General features: G+C 71.6%; 8 protein-coding genes. All 8 read left to right on the top strand.

Going from position 1 to position 14,326, the window contains the following annotated elements:
- The first annotated feature begins 111 nt into the window (after positions 1 to 111).
- The 8 genes from ACIQ6Y_RS10835 (at position 112) to proB (ending at position 14,269) form a co-directional block, all read left to right on the top strand.
- Complete coding sequence (locus ACIQ6Y_RS10835; RefSeq protein ID WP_404035492.1) at positions 112 to 4,362, top strand: ribonuclease E/G; 4,251 nt, start codon at positions 112 to 114, stop codon at positions 4,360 to 4,362.
- 253 nt (positions 4,363 to 4,615) lie between these two features.
- Positions 4,616 to 4,936 carry a 50S ribosomal protein L21 gene (gene rplU, locus ACIQ6Y_RS10830; protein WP_356685366.1) on the top strand — a complete coding sequence of 107 codons (321 nt, stop codon included), beginning with the start codon at positions 4,616 to 4,618 and terminating at the stop codon, positions 4,934 to 4,936.
- Between the two features lie 14 nt (positions 4,937 to 4,950).
- Complete coding sequence (gene rpmA / locus ACIQ6Y_RS10825; protein ID WP_404035488.1) at positions 4,951 to 5,205, top strand: 50S ribosomal protein L27; 255 nt, start codon at positions 4,951 to 4,953, stop codon at positions 5,203 to 5,205.
- A gap of 163 nt (positions 5,206 to 5,368) precedes the next feature.
- On the top strand, positions 5,369 to 6,814 hold the full coding sequence (gene obgE / locus ACIQ6Y_RS10820) for a GTPase ObgE (protein WP_404035485.1): 1,446 nt from the start codon (positions 5,369 to 5,371) through the stop codon (positions 6,812 to 6,814).
- 195 nt (positions 6,815 to 7,009) lie between these two features.
- Positions 7,010 to 8,572, top strand: a complete 1,563-nt coding sequence (locus ACIQ6Y_RS10815; RefSeq protein ID WP_404035482.1) for an alkaline phosphatase D family protein — start codon at positions 7,010 to 7,012, stop codon at positions 8,570 to 8,572.
- 416 nt (positions 8,573 to 8,988) lie between these two features.
- Positions 8,989 to 10,488, top strand: a complete 1,500-nt coding sequence (locus ACIQ6Y_RS10810) for an SDR family NAD(P)-dependent oxidoreductase (RefSeq protein ID WP_404035479.1) — start codon at positions 8,989 to 8,991, stop codon at positions 10,486 to 10,488.
- Between the two features lie 197 nt (positions 10,489 to 10,685).
- Positions 10,686 to 12,872 carry a hypothetical protein gene (locus ACIQ6Y_RS10805; RefSeq protein ID WP_404035476.1) on the top strand — a complete coding sequence of 729 codons (2,187 nt, stop codon included), beginning with the start codon at positions 10,686 to 10,688 and terminating at the stop codon, positions 12,870 to 12,872.
- 269 nt (positions 12,873 to 13,141) lie between these two features.
- Complete coding sequence (gene proB / locus ACIQ6Y_RS10800) at positions 13,142 to 14,269, top strand: glutamate 5-kinase (protein ID WP_404035473.1); 1,128 nt, start codon at positions 13,142 to 13,144, stop codon at positions 14,267 to 14,269.
- Positions 14,270 to 14,326: the final 57 nt, after the last annotated feature.

Below are 14,326 nucleotides of genomic sequence, written 5' to 3'. Positions count from 1 at the left end.
GGCGCCCGCGCCCCGGACGGCGGCACACGCGCACCGCGCGAGCCGCGGACGTCACCGGCCACCTGCCGGACCATGCGCGGCGCCCGGGAGCCTGACGGGAGATACGCCCGCATGCTCGAGCCGACCGAACCCATCGAGGGTTCCGAACCGAACACCCCCAGCGACACCCTGCCGCCGCGCCGCCGGCGCCGTGCCGCATCGCGTCCGGCGGGTCCGCCGGCCGCCACCTCCGAGGCGCCGGTGGAGACCGTCGCTCCGGCCGTACCGGCCGATGAGGAGCCGCAGACCGACGTCGACGTCGAGTCCGAGACCGACGCCGAGGAGACGGCCGTGACGGCTGAGGCGGAACAGACCCCTGCGACGTCCGAGCCGGCCGCCGAGGAGGCTGCCCCGGCCCGTCCGCGTCGGCGTGCGACGCGTCGTGCGTCCGCGCCCGCCGGTGCGCCGAAGGCCGCCGAGGTGGTCGTCGAGGCCGTCGAGCCCGCCCCGGCGGAGGAGATCGCGGAGGTCACCGCGACGTCCGAGCCGGCCGCCGAGGAGGCCCCCGCCGCCCGTCCGCGTCGGCGTGCGACCCGCCGGGCCTCCGCGCCCGCCGGTGCGCCGAAGGCCGATGCCGCCGTGCCCGCGGAGGAGCCGGCCGAGGCCGCCGTGGCCGAGGCGCCTGCCGTCGAGCCCGCTCAGACGGTCGCCGAGGAGCCCGCGCCCGCCCCTCGTACGCGTCGGCGTGCCACGCGCCGCGCCGCCGCCCCGGCCGGTGCGCCGCAGGCGGAGGCTGCCCCGGTCGTCGAGGCCGAGCCGGCCGCGGAGCCCGAGGCCGCTGAGCCCGTTGAGGCTGCTGAGGTCGCCGAGGCCGCTCCGCGTCGTACGCGTCGCCGTGCCACCCGGCGTACTGCCGCCCCGGAGGAGACCGCCGAGGTCCCCGTGACCGCCGAGACCCCCGTCGCCGTCGAGGCCACCGAGCTGCCGGCCGCCGAGGCCGCGCCCGTCACCGAGGCCGCCGAGCCCGAGGCGCCCGCCGCCGAGCAGGACGAGGCCGCCGCGCCGCGCCGTCGGCGCAGGGTCGTGCGCAAGGCCGCGACCGGCTTCGCCGAGCCCGCTGCCACCAAGAGCAAGGCCAAGGCCGAGGTCGAAGCCGAGGTCCAGGCGGAGGCCGAGCCCGAGTCGCCGCGTCGCCCCGCGCGCCCCGCCGTCGCGGTGTTCCAGGCGCCCGTGTTCACCGAGCCGAGGTTCCAGACGCCCGAGCGCGCCGCCGCCGCGGCTGCCGCCGAGACCGTGGAGGAGGTGGAGGAGGCCGACGTCGTCGAGCCCGAGGAGCTCGTCGAGGAGCCGGCCGCCCCGCGCCGCCGTCGCCGCCGCCGAGGCGGCTACGGCGACGAGGCCGAGACCACCGTCGAGACCGCCGCCGCGCCCGCCGTCGAGGAGGAGCCGGAGGAGGCCGAGGAGGCCGCCGAGGACTTCGCCGAGGGCGAGGACGAGACGGAGGAGACCGGTTCGCGCCGTCGCCGTCGCCGCGGTGGCCGTCGTCGTCGCCGTGGTGAGTCCGCCGACGCCGAGACGGGCGAGTCCGCCGACGCCGACGAGCTTGCCGCCGAGCAGGCCGCGCAGGACGCCGAGGACACCGCCGAGCAGGAGGACGAGGACGCCGAGGAGGGCGAGGAGCCGGGCGGCTCCAGCTCCTCCAGCCGTCGTCGCCGTCGTCGTCGGCGCCGCGCCGGTGACACCTCCACCGACACCGAGCCCGGCGAGGGCGACCCGGAGCGCACCGTCGTCAAGGTCCGCGAGCCGCGCAAGCCTTCCGAGCCGTCCGACGAGGTGCAGTCCATCAAGGGCTCGACCCGTCTGGAGGCCAAGAAGCAGCGCCGCCGCGAGGGCCGCGAGCAGGGCCGCCGCCGCGTCCCGATCATCACCGAGGCCGAGTTCCTGGCCCGCCGCGAGGCCGTCGAGCGCGTGATGGTCGTCCGCCAGGCCGGCGAGCGCACCCAGATCGGCGTCCTCGAGGACAACGTGCTCGTCGAGCACTACGTCAACAAGGAGCAGTCGACGTCGTACGTCGGCAACGTCTACCTGGGCAAGGTCCAGAACGTGCTGCCGTCGATGGAGGCCGCCTTCATCGACATCGGCAAGGGCCGCAACGCCGTGCTGTACGCCGGTGAGGTCAACTTCGAGGCGCTCGGCATGGCCAACGGGCCGCGCCGTATCGAGTCCGCCCTCAAGTCCGGCCAGTCCGTGCTCGTCCAGGTCACCAAGGACCCGATCGGGCACAAGGGCGCGCGTCTGACCAGCCAGGTCTCCCTGCCGGGCCGTTACCTCGTGTACGTGCCCGAGGGCTCGATGACCGGCATCAGCCGCAAGCTGCCCGACACCGAGCGGGCCCGGCTGAAGACCATCCTCAAGAAGATCGTCCCCGAGGACGCGGGCGTCATCGTGCGCACCGCCGCCGAGGGGGCGAGCGAGGACGAGCTGCGCCGCGACGTCGAGCGCCTGCAGGCGCAGTGGGAGGACATCCAGAAGAAGGCCAAGAGCGGCAACGCCCCGACGCTGCTCTACGGCGAGCCGGACATGACCGTCCGGGTCGTGCGCGACATCTTCAACGAGGACTTCTCCAAGGTCGTCGTCAGCGGTGACGAGGCCTGGCAGACCATCCACGGCTATGTCTCGCACGTGGCGCCCGACCTGGCCGACCGGCTGTCCAAGTGGACCAGCGAGGTCGACGTCTTCGCGACGTACCGGATCGACGAGCAGCTCGCCAAGGCGCTGGACCGCAAGGTCTGGCTGCCCAGCGGTGGCTCGCTGGTGATCGACAAGACCGAGGCCATGGTCGTGGTCGACGTCAACACCGGCAAGTTCACCGGTCAGGGCGGCAACCTCGAAGAGACCGTGACCAGGAACAACCTGGAGGCGGCCGAGGAGATCGTGCGCCAGCTGCGGCTGCGCGACCTCGGCGGCATCGTGGTCATCGACTTCATCGACATGGTCCTGGAGTCCAACCGCGACCTGGTGCTGCGCCGCCTGCTCGAGTGCCTGGGCCGGGACCGTACGAAGCACCAGGTGGCCGAGGTGACCTCGCTGGGCCTGGTGCAGATGACCCGTAAGCGGGTCGGCCAGGGTCTGCTGGAGTCGTTCTCGGAGACCTGCGTCCACTGCAACGGACGCGGTGTCATCGTGCACATGGACCAGGCGACCGCGGCCGGTGGCGGCGGCAAGCGCCGCAAGCGCGCCCGTGCCGGTGCCGACCACGAGCACGAGGCGGCCCTCGAGCCGGCGGTGACTGCCGAGCAGGAGGCTGAGGCCGAGGAGACCGAGACGCCGGCCGAGGTCGCCGCCGAGGTCGCTCAGCCCGTCGAGCTTCCGGCGCCGGAGTTCGCGCCGGACGAGGAGCTGTACAGCAGCGTCGCCGAGGCGGAGGCCGCCGCGGGCCGTGGCCGCAGCCGTCGCCGGGCGAGCCGCAGGGCTTCGGCCCCGGCGGGTGCGCCCAAGGCGGAGGCCGTCTCCAAGCGCGAGCAGCGCGCGGAGCGTCAGGCCGCTGCCGCGGCGGAGGCCGCCGTGCCCACCGCCCAGCAGGTGACCGTCGCCGAGGAGGTGGCGCGTCCGGTGCAGCCGGAGTCCGCCGCCAAGGCGCAGGCCGAGCCGGCGGCCGTCGAGGACCCGACGCTGCACGCGGCGCCGGCTGTCGCCGAGGCCGCGGAGGCTGCGGAGGCCGCGCCCAAGGGCCGTACGCGTCGTCGCGCCACCCGCAAGGTGTCCGCGCCGGCCGGTTCGCCCGCGGGTGCCGAGGCCGCCGTGGTCACGGTGGAGCCGGCCGCGCCGGTGACACCGGAGCCCGAGGTCGCCGAGGTCGCCGAGGCCGTCGAGGTCGCCCCGGTCGCCGAGCCCGCCCCGGTCGCCGAGCCCGCCCCGGTCGCCGAGCCCGCCCCGGTCGCCGAGGCGCCCGCGGAGAGCGCCGCCCCGGCCCGTCCGCGGCGCCGGGCCGTGCGCAAGGCCACCGCGCCGACCGCGTCCGAGGAGGCCGCCGTGGTGGTCCTCCCCGCGGCCGAGGCTCCCGCGGCACCGGCCCCTGAGGCGGAGGCTCCCGCAGCCGAGGCCCCCGCGGCCGAAGCCGTCGTAGAGGCCGCGGAGGGTGCCGAGGAGGCCGCTCCGGCCAAGAAGGCGGCCGCGCGCAAGACGGCGAAGAAGGCCACCGCGAAGAAGGCCGCCACCAAGAAGACGGTGGCCGCGAAGAAGACCGCCGCCAAGAAGACGACGGCGAAGAAGGCGACGGCCAAGAAGGCCTCCACCGCCACGAAGAAGACCGCGTCGAAGAAGACCGTGGCGGCGGAGCAGCAGACGCAGCCCACCGTCACGGCCTCCACCGACGAGGGCTGAGCGCGACCGGCGGCCGGGCGGGTGTCCTCAGGGGCGCCCGCCCGGCGTGACCGACCGCACTCGCACGGGGCCGGACCCGGTTTGACCCCCTCGGCCCCCGCCCCGTAACCTTGACCGTCGGCGTGTCCTTCTAGCACGCCACATCCCCGTAAACCTCTTCCTCCCGGGCACACGGTGGTCGGGAGAGGTCGTCCGCGCTGTCCGCCGGGCGGCTGGCCTGCGGGGTGCCGTTCCGAGTGAAAGAGAGATCCGCGTGTACGCCATCGTGCGCAGCGGCGGTCGCCAGCACAAGGTTGCTGTCGGCGACGTCGTCGAGGTTGACAAGATTTCCACCGCCAAGGTTGGCGACACGGTCGAGCTCTCGACCCTGCTCGTTGTCGACGGCGACGCCGTGACCAGCGACCCGTGGGTGCTGGCCGGCATCAAGGTCCAGGCCGAGGTCGTGGACCACCACAAGGGCCAGAAGATCGACATTCTGCGCTACAAGAACAAGACGGGCTACCGCCGTCGCCAGGGTCACCGCCAGCAGTACACGGCGATCAAGGTCACGTCCATCCCGACGGCCGCGAAGTAAAGAGGGACTGAGCAATGGCACACAAGAAGGGCGCATCGTCCACCCGGAACGGTCGCGACTCCAACGCCCAGCGGCTCGGCGTGAAGCGCTTCGGCGGTCAGGTCGTGAACGCCGGTGAGATCCTGATCCGTCAGCGCGGCACGCACTTCCACCCGGGTGCGGGCGTCGGCCGTGGCGGCGACGACACGCTGTTCGCCCTGCAGGCCGGTGCGGTGCAGTTCGGCACCCACCGTGGCCGCAAGGTCGTGAACGTCGTTCCGGTCGCCTGAATCTGCTGATTCAAGCCGACGAAGCCTGAGACATGGTTTCGACCGAACGTTTCGTTCTAAACGTTTCGTTCCGCGAGGCGGACCTCACTTCCCGGTCGGGAAGGCGGGTCCGCCTTTCGCGTGTTACGTAGTAGACATTCCCGTACGTATCTGGAGGCACCACATGACCACCTTCGTGGACCGCGTCGAGCTGCACGTCGCCGCGGGTAGCGGAGGTCACGGCTGTGCCTCCGTCCACCGTGAGAAGTTCAAGCCGCTGGGCGGCCCGGACGGCGGCAACGGCGGGCGTGGCGGTGACGTCATCCTCACCGTCGACCAGTCCGTGACGACGCTGCTCGAGTACCACCACTCGCCGCACCGCAAGGCCACCAACGGTAAGCCCGGTGAGGGCGGCAACCGCTCCGGCAAGGACGGCCAGGACCTGGTCCTCGTCGTGCCGGACGGCACCGTCGTCCTCGACAAGCAGGGCAACGTCCTCGCCGACCTGGTCGGCCACGGCACCTCCTACGTCGCCGCGCAGGGTGGCCGGGGCGGGCTCGGCAACGCCGCGCTGGCCTCCGCCCGCCGCAAGGCGCCCGGCTTCGCGCTGCTCGGTGAGCCGGGCGACCTCCAGGACATCGTCCTGGAGCTGAAGACGGTCGCCGACGTGGCGCTGGTGGGCTACCCGAGCGCGGGCAAGTCCTCGCTGATCTCGGTGCTGTCCGCGGCCAAGCCGAAGATCGCCGACTACCCCTTCACGACCCTCGTGCCGAACCTGGGCGTGGTGACGGCCGGCAACACCGTCTACACCATCGCCGACGTGCCGGGTCTGATCCCGGGCGCCAGCCAGGGCAAGGGCCTGGGCCTGGAGTTCCTGCGGCACGTCGAGCGCTGCTCGGTGCTGGTGCATGTGCTGGACACCGCGACGCTGGAGTCCGACCGTGACCCGGTCTCCGACCTGGACATCATCGAGGCCGAGCTGAAGCAGTACGGCGGGCTGGACAACCGGCCGCGCATCGTCGTGCTGAACAAGATCGACGTGCCGGACGGCAAGGACCTCGCCGAGATGGTGCGGCCGGACCTGGAGGCGCGCGGCTACCGCGTCTTCGAGGTGTCCGCGGTGGCGCACATCGGCCTCAAGGAGCTGTCGTTCGCGCTGGCCGACCTGGTCGGCCGGGCGCGTGCCGCCAAGCCCCAGGAGGAGGCGACCCGGATCGTCATCCGGCCCAAGGCCGTGGACGACGCGGGCTTCACCGTCGTACGCGAGGACGCCGACGGCGAGCCGCTGTTCCGGGTGCGCGGCGAGAAGCCGGAGCGCTGGGTGCGGCAGACCGACTTCAACAACGACGAGGCCGTCGGCTACCTCGCCGACCGGCTCAACCGCCTCGGTGTCGAGGAGGAGCTGATGAAGGCCGGTGCCCGCTCGGGCGACGGCGTCGCCATCGGCCCCGAGGACAACGCGGTCGTCTTCGACTGGGAGCCGTCGGTCATGGCCGGTGCGGAGATGCTGGGCCGGCGCGGTGAGGACCACCGCCTCGACACGGCGCGGCCCGCGGCGCAGCGACGCCGGGACAAGCAGGCCGAACGCGACGAGGCGCAGCAGGAGTTCGACGACTTCGAGCCCTTCTAAAGACCCCGGCTTCTTCGAGCCCTTGTAGAGCCTCACGGGAGAAGTGAACTGACGGGCGGTCCGCGTTCTGCGCGGGCCGCCCGTTTCTGTTGCTCTGCTTGTCATGCTCGCGCTCCTCCCTGTTCAGTGGCCGGTCCACGCCGCCGTGGGAGCTTCCCGACTGTCCGAGTGACAGCGAAGACAGGGGAGTTGCCGATGACACGCGTGACCGGACCTCAGTCGCGGGACCGACGCCGTCTGCTGACCGCGGGCGCGGCCGTGCTCGGCGCCGCCGCCTCGGCGCAGCTGTGGCTGCCGGAGAGCGCCGCGCGAGCCGTCGAAACCCCCCTGCCTGACGGGGTGTTCAGCCTCGGCGTGGCCTCCGGCGACCCCCTGCCCGACGGCATCGTGCTGTGGACGCGCCTGGCCCCGGACCCGCTGAACGGCGGCGGCATGCCCGCGCGGCCCGTGCCGGTGGAGTGGGAGCTCGCCGAGGACGAGCGGTTCGCCCGGCAGGTGCGGCGCGGTGCGGCGTACGCGCGGCCGGAGTTCGGGCACAGCGTCCATGTGGACGTACGGGGGCTGCGTCCGGGGCGCGAGTACTGGTTCCGCTTCCGTGCGGGCGGCCGCCTCTCACCGGTCGGCCGCACTCGCACCGCGCCCCAGCCGTACGCCGCCGGGGGCAGCCTGCGTCTGGCGCTGGCCTCGTGCCAGAACTGGCAGCACGGCTACTTCACGCCGTACGCCGACATGCTGGCCCAGGACCCGGACGTGGTCCTCTTCGTCGGCGACTACATCTACGAGTCGGGGCCCTCGGCTTCGGCGCCGCGGCGGCACGAGGGCGGCGGGGAGCCGTACACCCTGACCCAGTACCGCAACCGGTACGCGCAGTACCGCAGCGACCCCGACCTGGCGGCGATGCACGCGAACGCGCCCTTCGTGGTCACCTTCGACGACCACGAGGTCGACAACGACTTCGCGGGCGAGACACCCCAGGACCCCGACAAGCAGACCCATGACGCGTTCGTGTCCCGGCTCACCGCCGCCTACCAGGCGTACTACGAGCACATGCCGGTGCGGGCGAGCGCGGTGCCGAACGGCCCGCACATCCGGATGCACCGCCGCCTGGAGTTCGGCCGGCTCGCGCGGCTCAACGTGCTCGACACCCGGCAGTACCGCAGCGACCAGGCCACCGGCCAGGCAGGTGCGCAGGACCCGGCGCTCACCATGCTGGGCGCGGAGCAGAAGCGGTGGCTGCTGGACGGGCTGCGCGACTCCCCGGCCCGCTGGAACCTGATCGCCTCGCAGATCATGATGGCGGAGACCGATCTGCTGCCCGGCGAGGGCAAGCAGTGGTACTACGACGCCTGGGACGGCTACCAGGCGGAGCGGAACGAGTTCCTCAGGGAGTTCCGCGGAGTGCGCAACCCGGTCGTGCTCAGCGGTGACCGGCATCTCACCATGGTCAGCGACCTCAAGGAGGACTTCGCCGACCCGGACTCCGCGGTGGTCGGCGCCGAGTTCGTCGGCACCTCCATCTCCAGCAACGGCGACCAGGACCAGGCCGCCTTCCGCCGCGAGTGGGACCCGCGGCTGGCGGACAACCCGCACTGGAAGCTGCTCGACGCCCATCGCGGCTACCACCTGTTCGACATCCGCCGCGACGCCATCGACGCCCGGATCCGCGTGGTCGACACCGTGCGGCAGCCGACATCCGCCGCGCGCACCCTGGCCCGGCTGCGGGTGGAGGCCGGGCGGCCCGGGGTCCAGGCCGGGTGAGCCGTTGGGGCGACATGGACGGGTGAGCCGTACGGGCCAGTTGGCCGGGTGAGCCGTACGGCGACGGCCGGGTGGGGGAGTCGTACGAGAAGTCGATTGCCGCGGAATCGAGTTCCCGAATTCCGCGGCAATCGGACCGGCGGGCGCGCCGCGTTCTCGGCATGTACGCAACGAACCGGTGATGTATATGAAGAAGACCTGCACCTGTGCGCCACGGAGTGAAGATCCGTTTCCGCGGAGTGGAGTAACTCACAGGAATTCCATGGCCCGCACTCGGGAATGATCCGTCAATCACCGTGAGCGCAAGGTGAATGACAGGTTGCGTACGCATATGAGGTGAAGGACACCCGCCTTGCATCGCGGTGACGGAGAGTGGGACGATTTCGAAGTCCCTGTCGCCCCGAGGTAGGTCATCTGTGTCCCAGCCGCTAGCCAAGCCCCGCACGACCGCCGTCGTCCTCGCCGGTGGTACCGGTCAGCGCGTGGGTCTGTCGATCCCCAAGCAGCTGTTGAAGATCGCCGGCAAGGCGGTCATCGAGCACACCCTGACCTCCTTCGAGAACGCGGATTCGGTCGACGACGTCATCGTGCTGATGGCGCCCGGCTATGTGCCCGATATCGAGCGGATCGTCGCCAAGGCCGGATTCCGCAAGGTCCGCCGGATCATCGAGGGCGGCGCCACCCGCAACGAGACGACCGAGCGCGCCATCGAGGCCCTGGGCGAGGGACTGGCGGAGGGCGAGGACGTCAACGTCCTCTTCCACGACGCCGTACGCCCGCTGCTGTCGCAGCGCGTCATCGACGACTGCGTCGCCGCGCTGGAGCGCTACCAGGCCGTCGACGTCGCGATCCCGTCCGCGGACACGATCATCGTGACCCGCACGCACGGCGAGGACGGCGAGTTCATCACCGAGATCCCGGACCGCTCCCGGCTGCGCCGCGGCCAGACCCCGCAGGCCTTCAAGCTGTCCACGATCCGGCACGCCTACGAGATCGCCGCCGGCGACCCGCACTTCCAGGCCACCGACGACTGCTCCGTCGTACTGAAGTACCTGCCCGACGTGCCCATCCACGTCGTGGCGGGTGACGAGTACAACATGAAGGTCACCCAGCCCGTCGACGTCTTCATCGCCGACAAGCTCTTCCAGCTCGGCTCCACCGCCGCGCCCGAGCCGACCGGCGAGGAGGCCTACCGCGAGCTGCTGACCGGCAAGACCGTCGTCGTCTTCGGCGGCTCGTACGGCATCGGCAAGGACATCGCCGAGCTCGCGGAGTCCTACGGCGCCGAGGTGTACGCGCTCGGCCGCTCCACCACCGGCACCCATGTGGAGAACCCCGAGGAGGTGGACGACGCGCTGTCCAAGGCGTACGCCGAGACCGGGCGCATCGACTACGTCGTGAACACCGCGGGTGTCCTGCGTATCGGCAAACTCGCCGAGACCGACAACGCCACCATTCAGGAGGCGCTGCGCGTGAACTATCTCGCGCCCGTGCAGATCGCGCGGTCGGCGTACAAATACCTGGCCGAGACCAAGGGGCAGCTGCTGCTGTACACCTCCAGCAGCTACACCCGCGGCCGCGCCGAATACAGCCTCTACTCCTCCACCAAGGCGGCCATGGTGAATCTCACCCAGGCGCTGGCGGACGAGTGGGCCGCGGACGGCGTCCGGGTCAACTGCATCAACCCCGAGCGCACCGCCACGCCGATGCGGACCAGGGCTTTCGGCCAGGAGCCGACGCACAGTCTGCTCTCCTCCGAGGCCGTCGCCCGCACCTCCCTCGACGTGCTGCTCTCCGAGCTCACGGGGCATGTCATCGACGTCCGCCAGCAGGACCCGACGGCGGCCGCGGGCAAGGCGTCCGGATTCGAGCAGGCGCTGGCGAGCGTCCTGGACCGACAGGACGGCATGGCATAATCGAGATCAATTAGCCTTCTTTCATTCAGGCCTCTGTGATGTCCGTTCGGGAGTCGTTCGGAAAGTATTCGCAGGGGCCTGAATCCGTAAATTTCGGGAAAGTGACCCTCATGTTTTTCCGATTTTACGGAGACCGGCTCCAGTCGGTCGACGGACGCAGGATTTTTACCACAGGTACCCCACAGAGCAGGTTCTCCGTGATAACCACCGCTATTCGCGTAGCCCGGGTCGGCAGCGCGGCCGAGCTGGCCGCAGCGGTCCTCCTGATGCTGGCCTTCCCGGCACTCATGGTGGCCGCGCTCGTGCCGAGCGTGCCCGCCTTCGTCGTCGCGGCCGCCGTCACGTACCTGGCGGACCACTATCTGCACCACAAGGGCAGCTATCTGATCAACCGCCTCAGCAAGGTGCGCGCGGGTCTGTCGATCCGCTTTCTGATCAGGCAGCTGCTCCTCGTCCTGCTGCTGTCCCGACTGGACCTCTCGGACAGTGTGATCTTCTACAGCACGGTCGCCTGTTTCATCGCGTTCTACGGCCTCCAGGCCCCGCACGGCGCGCTGGTCACCCTGATCCGCAACCGCCGCAGGCTGCCGGTCGCCACCCGCAACATCGACCTGGCCTCGCGCATCCGCATCCCCGACGCCCCGCCGCGCGCCCTGCTGCACCGCTCCGCGGAGAAGGTGCTTCACCTCGACCTGTTCGCGGTCGTCGGGATACTGCTCGCCGCCGGCACCGGCAGCGACCTGGTCGGCTTCGTCGGCATCGTCCTCACGCTGGTGCTGGCCGCCGCCTACGACCTGGCCCTCGCGCCGTACGTGCGCGGCGACAGAATCCCGCCGAACGCCGAGAAGGTGCTGGACGCCGTCGACGCATGGCTGCGCGCCTACCGGCCCGAGACGGTGCTGTACTTCTCCGGCTCCAAGGATTCCGCCTACCAGGTCAACATGTGGCTCCAGACCATGGAGCAGCTCGACTCCACCCCGCTGATCATCCTGCGCGAGCGCACGATAATGGAGCGCCTCACGCCCACCACCGTGCCCGTCCTGTGCGTGCCCGGCGGCGTGCATCTGATGAACATGGACCTGTCGACCGTGCGGGTCGCGCTGTACGCGGCGAACGTCGGCAAGAACATCCACATGCTGCGCGTGCCCACCATGAAGCACGTCTTCATCGGCCACGGCGACAGCGACAAGCTCGCCAGCGTCAACCCCTTCAGCAAGGTCTACGACGAGGTGTGGACCGCCGGCCGGGCGGGCCGCGACCGCTACGCCATCGCGGATGTCGGCGTCCGCGACGACGACATCGTCGAGGTCGGCCGCCCCCAGCTCGCGCCCATCCAGACCTGGCAGGGCGTGCCGGAGGGCCGGATGCCCACCGTCCTGTACGCGCCCACCTGGGAAGGCTGGGACGACAACCCCGGCAACACCTCGCTCGTGCTGGCCGGCGAGAACATCGTGAAGGCACTCGTGCAGGCCGACCCGCCGGTGCGTGTCCTGTACAAGCCGCACCCCTTCACCGGCACGGTCAGCGCCCAGGCCAGGGCCGCCCACCAGCGCATCACCGCCCTGGTCGAGCAGGCCGCCGCCGAGCGCGTCGCCGACCCGGCCCTCGCGGCGGACCCGGAGGCGGCCGCGCACGCCCGGGCCGAGCTGGCCCGCATCGAGGCCCGCCTGGCCGAGCTGACCGGCTCCACCGAGTCCCGCGACGAGGCCGAGGCCACGCGGGACGGACTCGTCGACATCGAGCGGCACCAGGAGATCGCCCGGCTGCGCACCGAGTGGAACGCCGCGTACTGGCGCGCCTTCCCCGCCTGGGAGCACCGGGTCATCACGGGCGCCGAGCCGCATCTGTACGACTGCTTCAACGTCTCCGACGCGATGGTCTCCGACATCTCCTCCGTCGTCTCCGACTTCATCGCCAGCGGCAAGCCGTACGCCGTCACGGACTCGGCCGGGCTCGGCGCGGAGGAGTTCAAGCGGCAGAACACCGCCGTGCGGGCCGCGGTGATCCTCTCCAACAGCGCCGCCGAGATGGGCGCGCTGCTGGACGCCGTCCGCGATCCGGCGACGGACCCGCTCGCCGAGGAGCGGGCCGAGCTCAAGCGGTACCTGCTCGGTCCGGACGAGCCGCAGTCCATCGACCAGTTCAACACCGCGGTCGCGAACCTCGCGCTGAAGGCGGAGAGCCGGAATCTGGGGCAGACGGCCCGGGCTGCGGCGATGGAGCCGGGCGGCGGGGGTGAGGGCTTCGGTGCTGTTGAAGCTGAGGGCTTCGGTGCTGTTGAAGCTGAAGGCTTCGGTGCTGCTGAAAGTGAGGCAGAGGTGGTCACGGAGATGGTCGACGCCATGCCCGGGCAGCCGGAGGCGCAGGGGCCGGGCGGGGGCTGAGGCGGGCCGGGCGGTGGGAGTGAGGCGGGCCGGGCGGGGCCGTGGTGGCTTGCCCTGGGCCGATGGTGGCCTCGCCGAGTCTCGGTGGTGGCCTCGCCGCGTGTCGGTGTAGCTCGCCGCGTGTCTGTGGCAGGCCCGCTGCTGAGTGGCCGCGGAGCCGGTGTGGTGATGGGGTGATTCCGGGGGTTGGAACTCCCGCGCGTGAGGCGTTTCCCTTCGCGTACATTGCGGGCGAGTGATCCAAGAGCTGTGAGGGGACGGAAAAGCGAGTGTCAGGGGCAAGGCAGGCCGTGCGCGAGGCCCACAGGATCGTCGTCAAGGTGGGTTCCTCGTCGCTGACCACCGCCTCCGGCGGGCTCGACGCCGACCGGGTCGACGCGCTCGTCGACGTCCTCGCCAAGAGCCGCAGCGGAGGTGAGAAGGAGATCGTCCTGGTCTCGTCCGGCGCCATCGCCGCCGGGCTCGCCCCGCTGGGCCTGCGCCGCCGCCCCAAGGACCTCGCCCGCCAGCAGGCCGCCGCCAGCGTCGGCCAGGGCCTGCTCGTCGCCCGCTACACCGCATCCTGCGCCCGCTACGGCATCCGCGTCGGCCAGGTGCTGCTCACCTCCGACGACATGAGCCGCCGCGCCCACCACCGCAACGCCTCCCGCACTCTCGACAAGCTCCTCGCAATGGGCGCGCTGCCCATCGTCAACGAGAACGACACCGTCGCCACCGACGAGATCCGCTTCGGCGACAACGACCGGCTCGCCGCGCTCGTGGCGCACCTGGTGCGCGCCGACCTGCTCGTGCTGCTGTCCGACGTGGACGGCGTGTACGACGGCGACCCGAGCAAGTCGGGCACCTCGCGGATCGCCGAGGTGCGCGGCCCCGCCGACCTGGAGCACGTCGAGATCGGCAGCGCGGGCAAGGCCGGGGTCGGCACCGGCGGCATGGTCACCAAGGTGGAGGCGGCCCGGATCGCCGCCGCGGCCGGTATCCCCGTCGTCCTCACCAGCGCCGTCCACGCCGCCGAGGCCCTCACCGGCCAGGACACCGGCACCTACTTCCACTCCACCGGCAAGCGCTCCGCCGACCGGCTGCTGTGGCTGCAGCACGCCTCCGCCCCGCAGGGCGCGCTCACCCTCGACGACGGGGCCGTACGGGCCGTCGTGGAGGGCCGCAAATCTCTGCTGCCGGCCGGTATCGCCGGGGTCGAGGGCGACTTCAGTGCGGGGGACCCGGTCGAGCTGCGCGACGGGCAGGGGCGCGCCGTCGCCCGCGGGCTCGTCAACTTCGACGCCAAGGAGATCCCCCGTCTGATCGGACGCTCCACGCACGAGCTCGCCGCCGAGCTGGGACCGGCGTACGAACGCGAGGTCGTACACAGGGACGACCTCGTCCTCCTGCACCCGTAAAAGAGCCGGAAAGGTCCGCCCCCGGCGGGGGACGTTCCGTAAAACCGCCCCACAGAG

This window comes from Streptomyces sp. NPDC096205 (genome assembly GCF_044763135.1).
Classification (GTDB): Bacteria; Actinomycetota; Actinomycetes; order Streptomycetales; family Streptomycetaceae; genus Streptomyces.
This window is presented reverse-complemented; position numbering and strand designations above follow the sequence as displayed.

Coding starts and splice junctions, on each gene's coding strand:
- obgE (WP_404035485.1), top strand. CDS start 5,369: ATGACCACCTTCGTGGACCGCGTCGAGCTGCACGTCGCCGCGGGTAGC.
- rpmA (WP_404035488.1), top strand. CDS start 4,951: ATGGCACACAAGAAGGGCGCATCGTCCACCCGGAACGGTCGCGACTCC.
- ACIQ6Y_RS10835 (WP_404035492.1), top strand. CDS start 112: ATGCTCGAGCCGACCGAACCCATCGAGGGTTCCGAACCGAACACCCCC.
- ACIQ6Y_RS10815 (WP_404035482.1), top strand. CDS start 7,010: ATGACACGCGTGACCGGACCTCAGTCGCGGGACCGACGCCGTCTGCTG.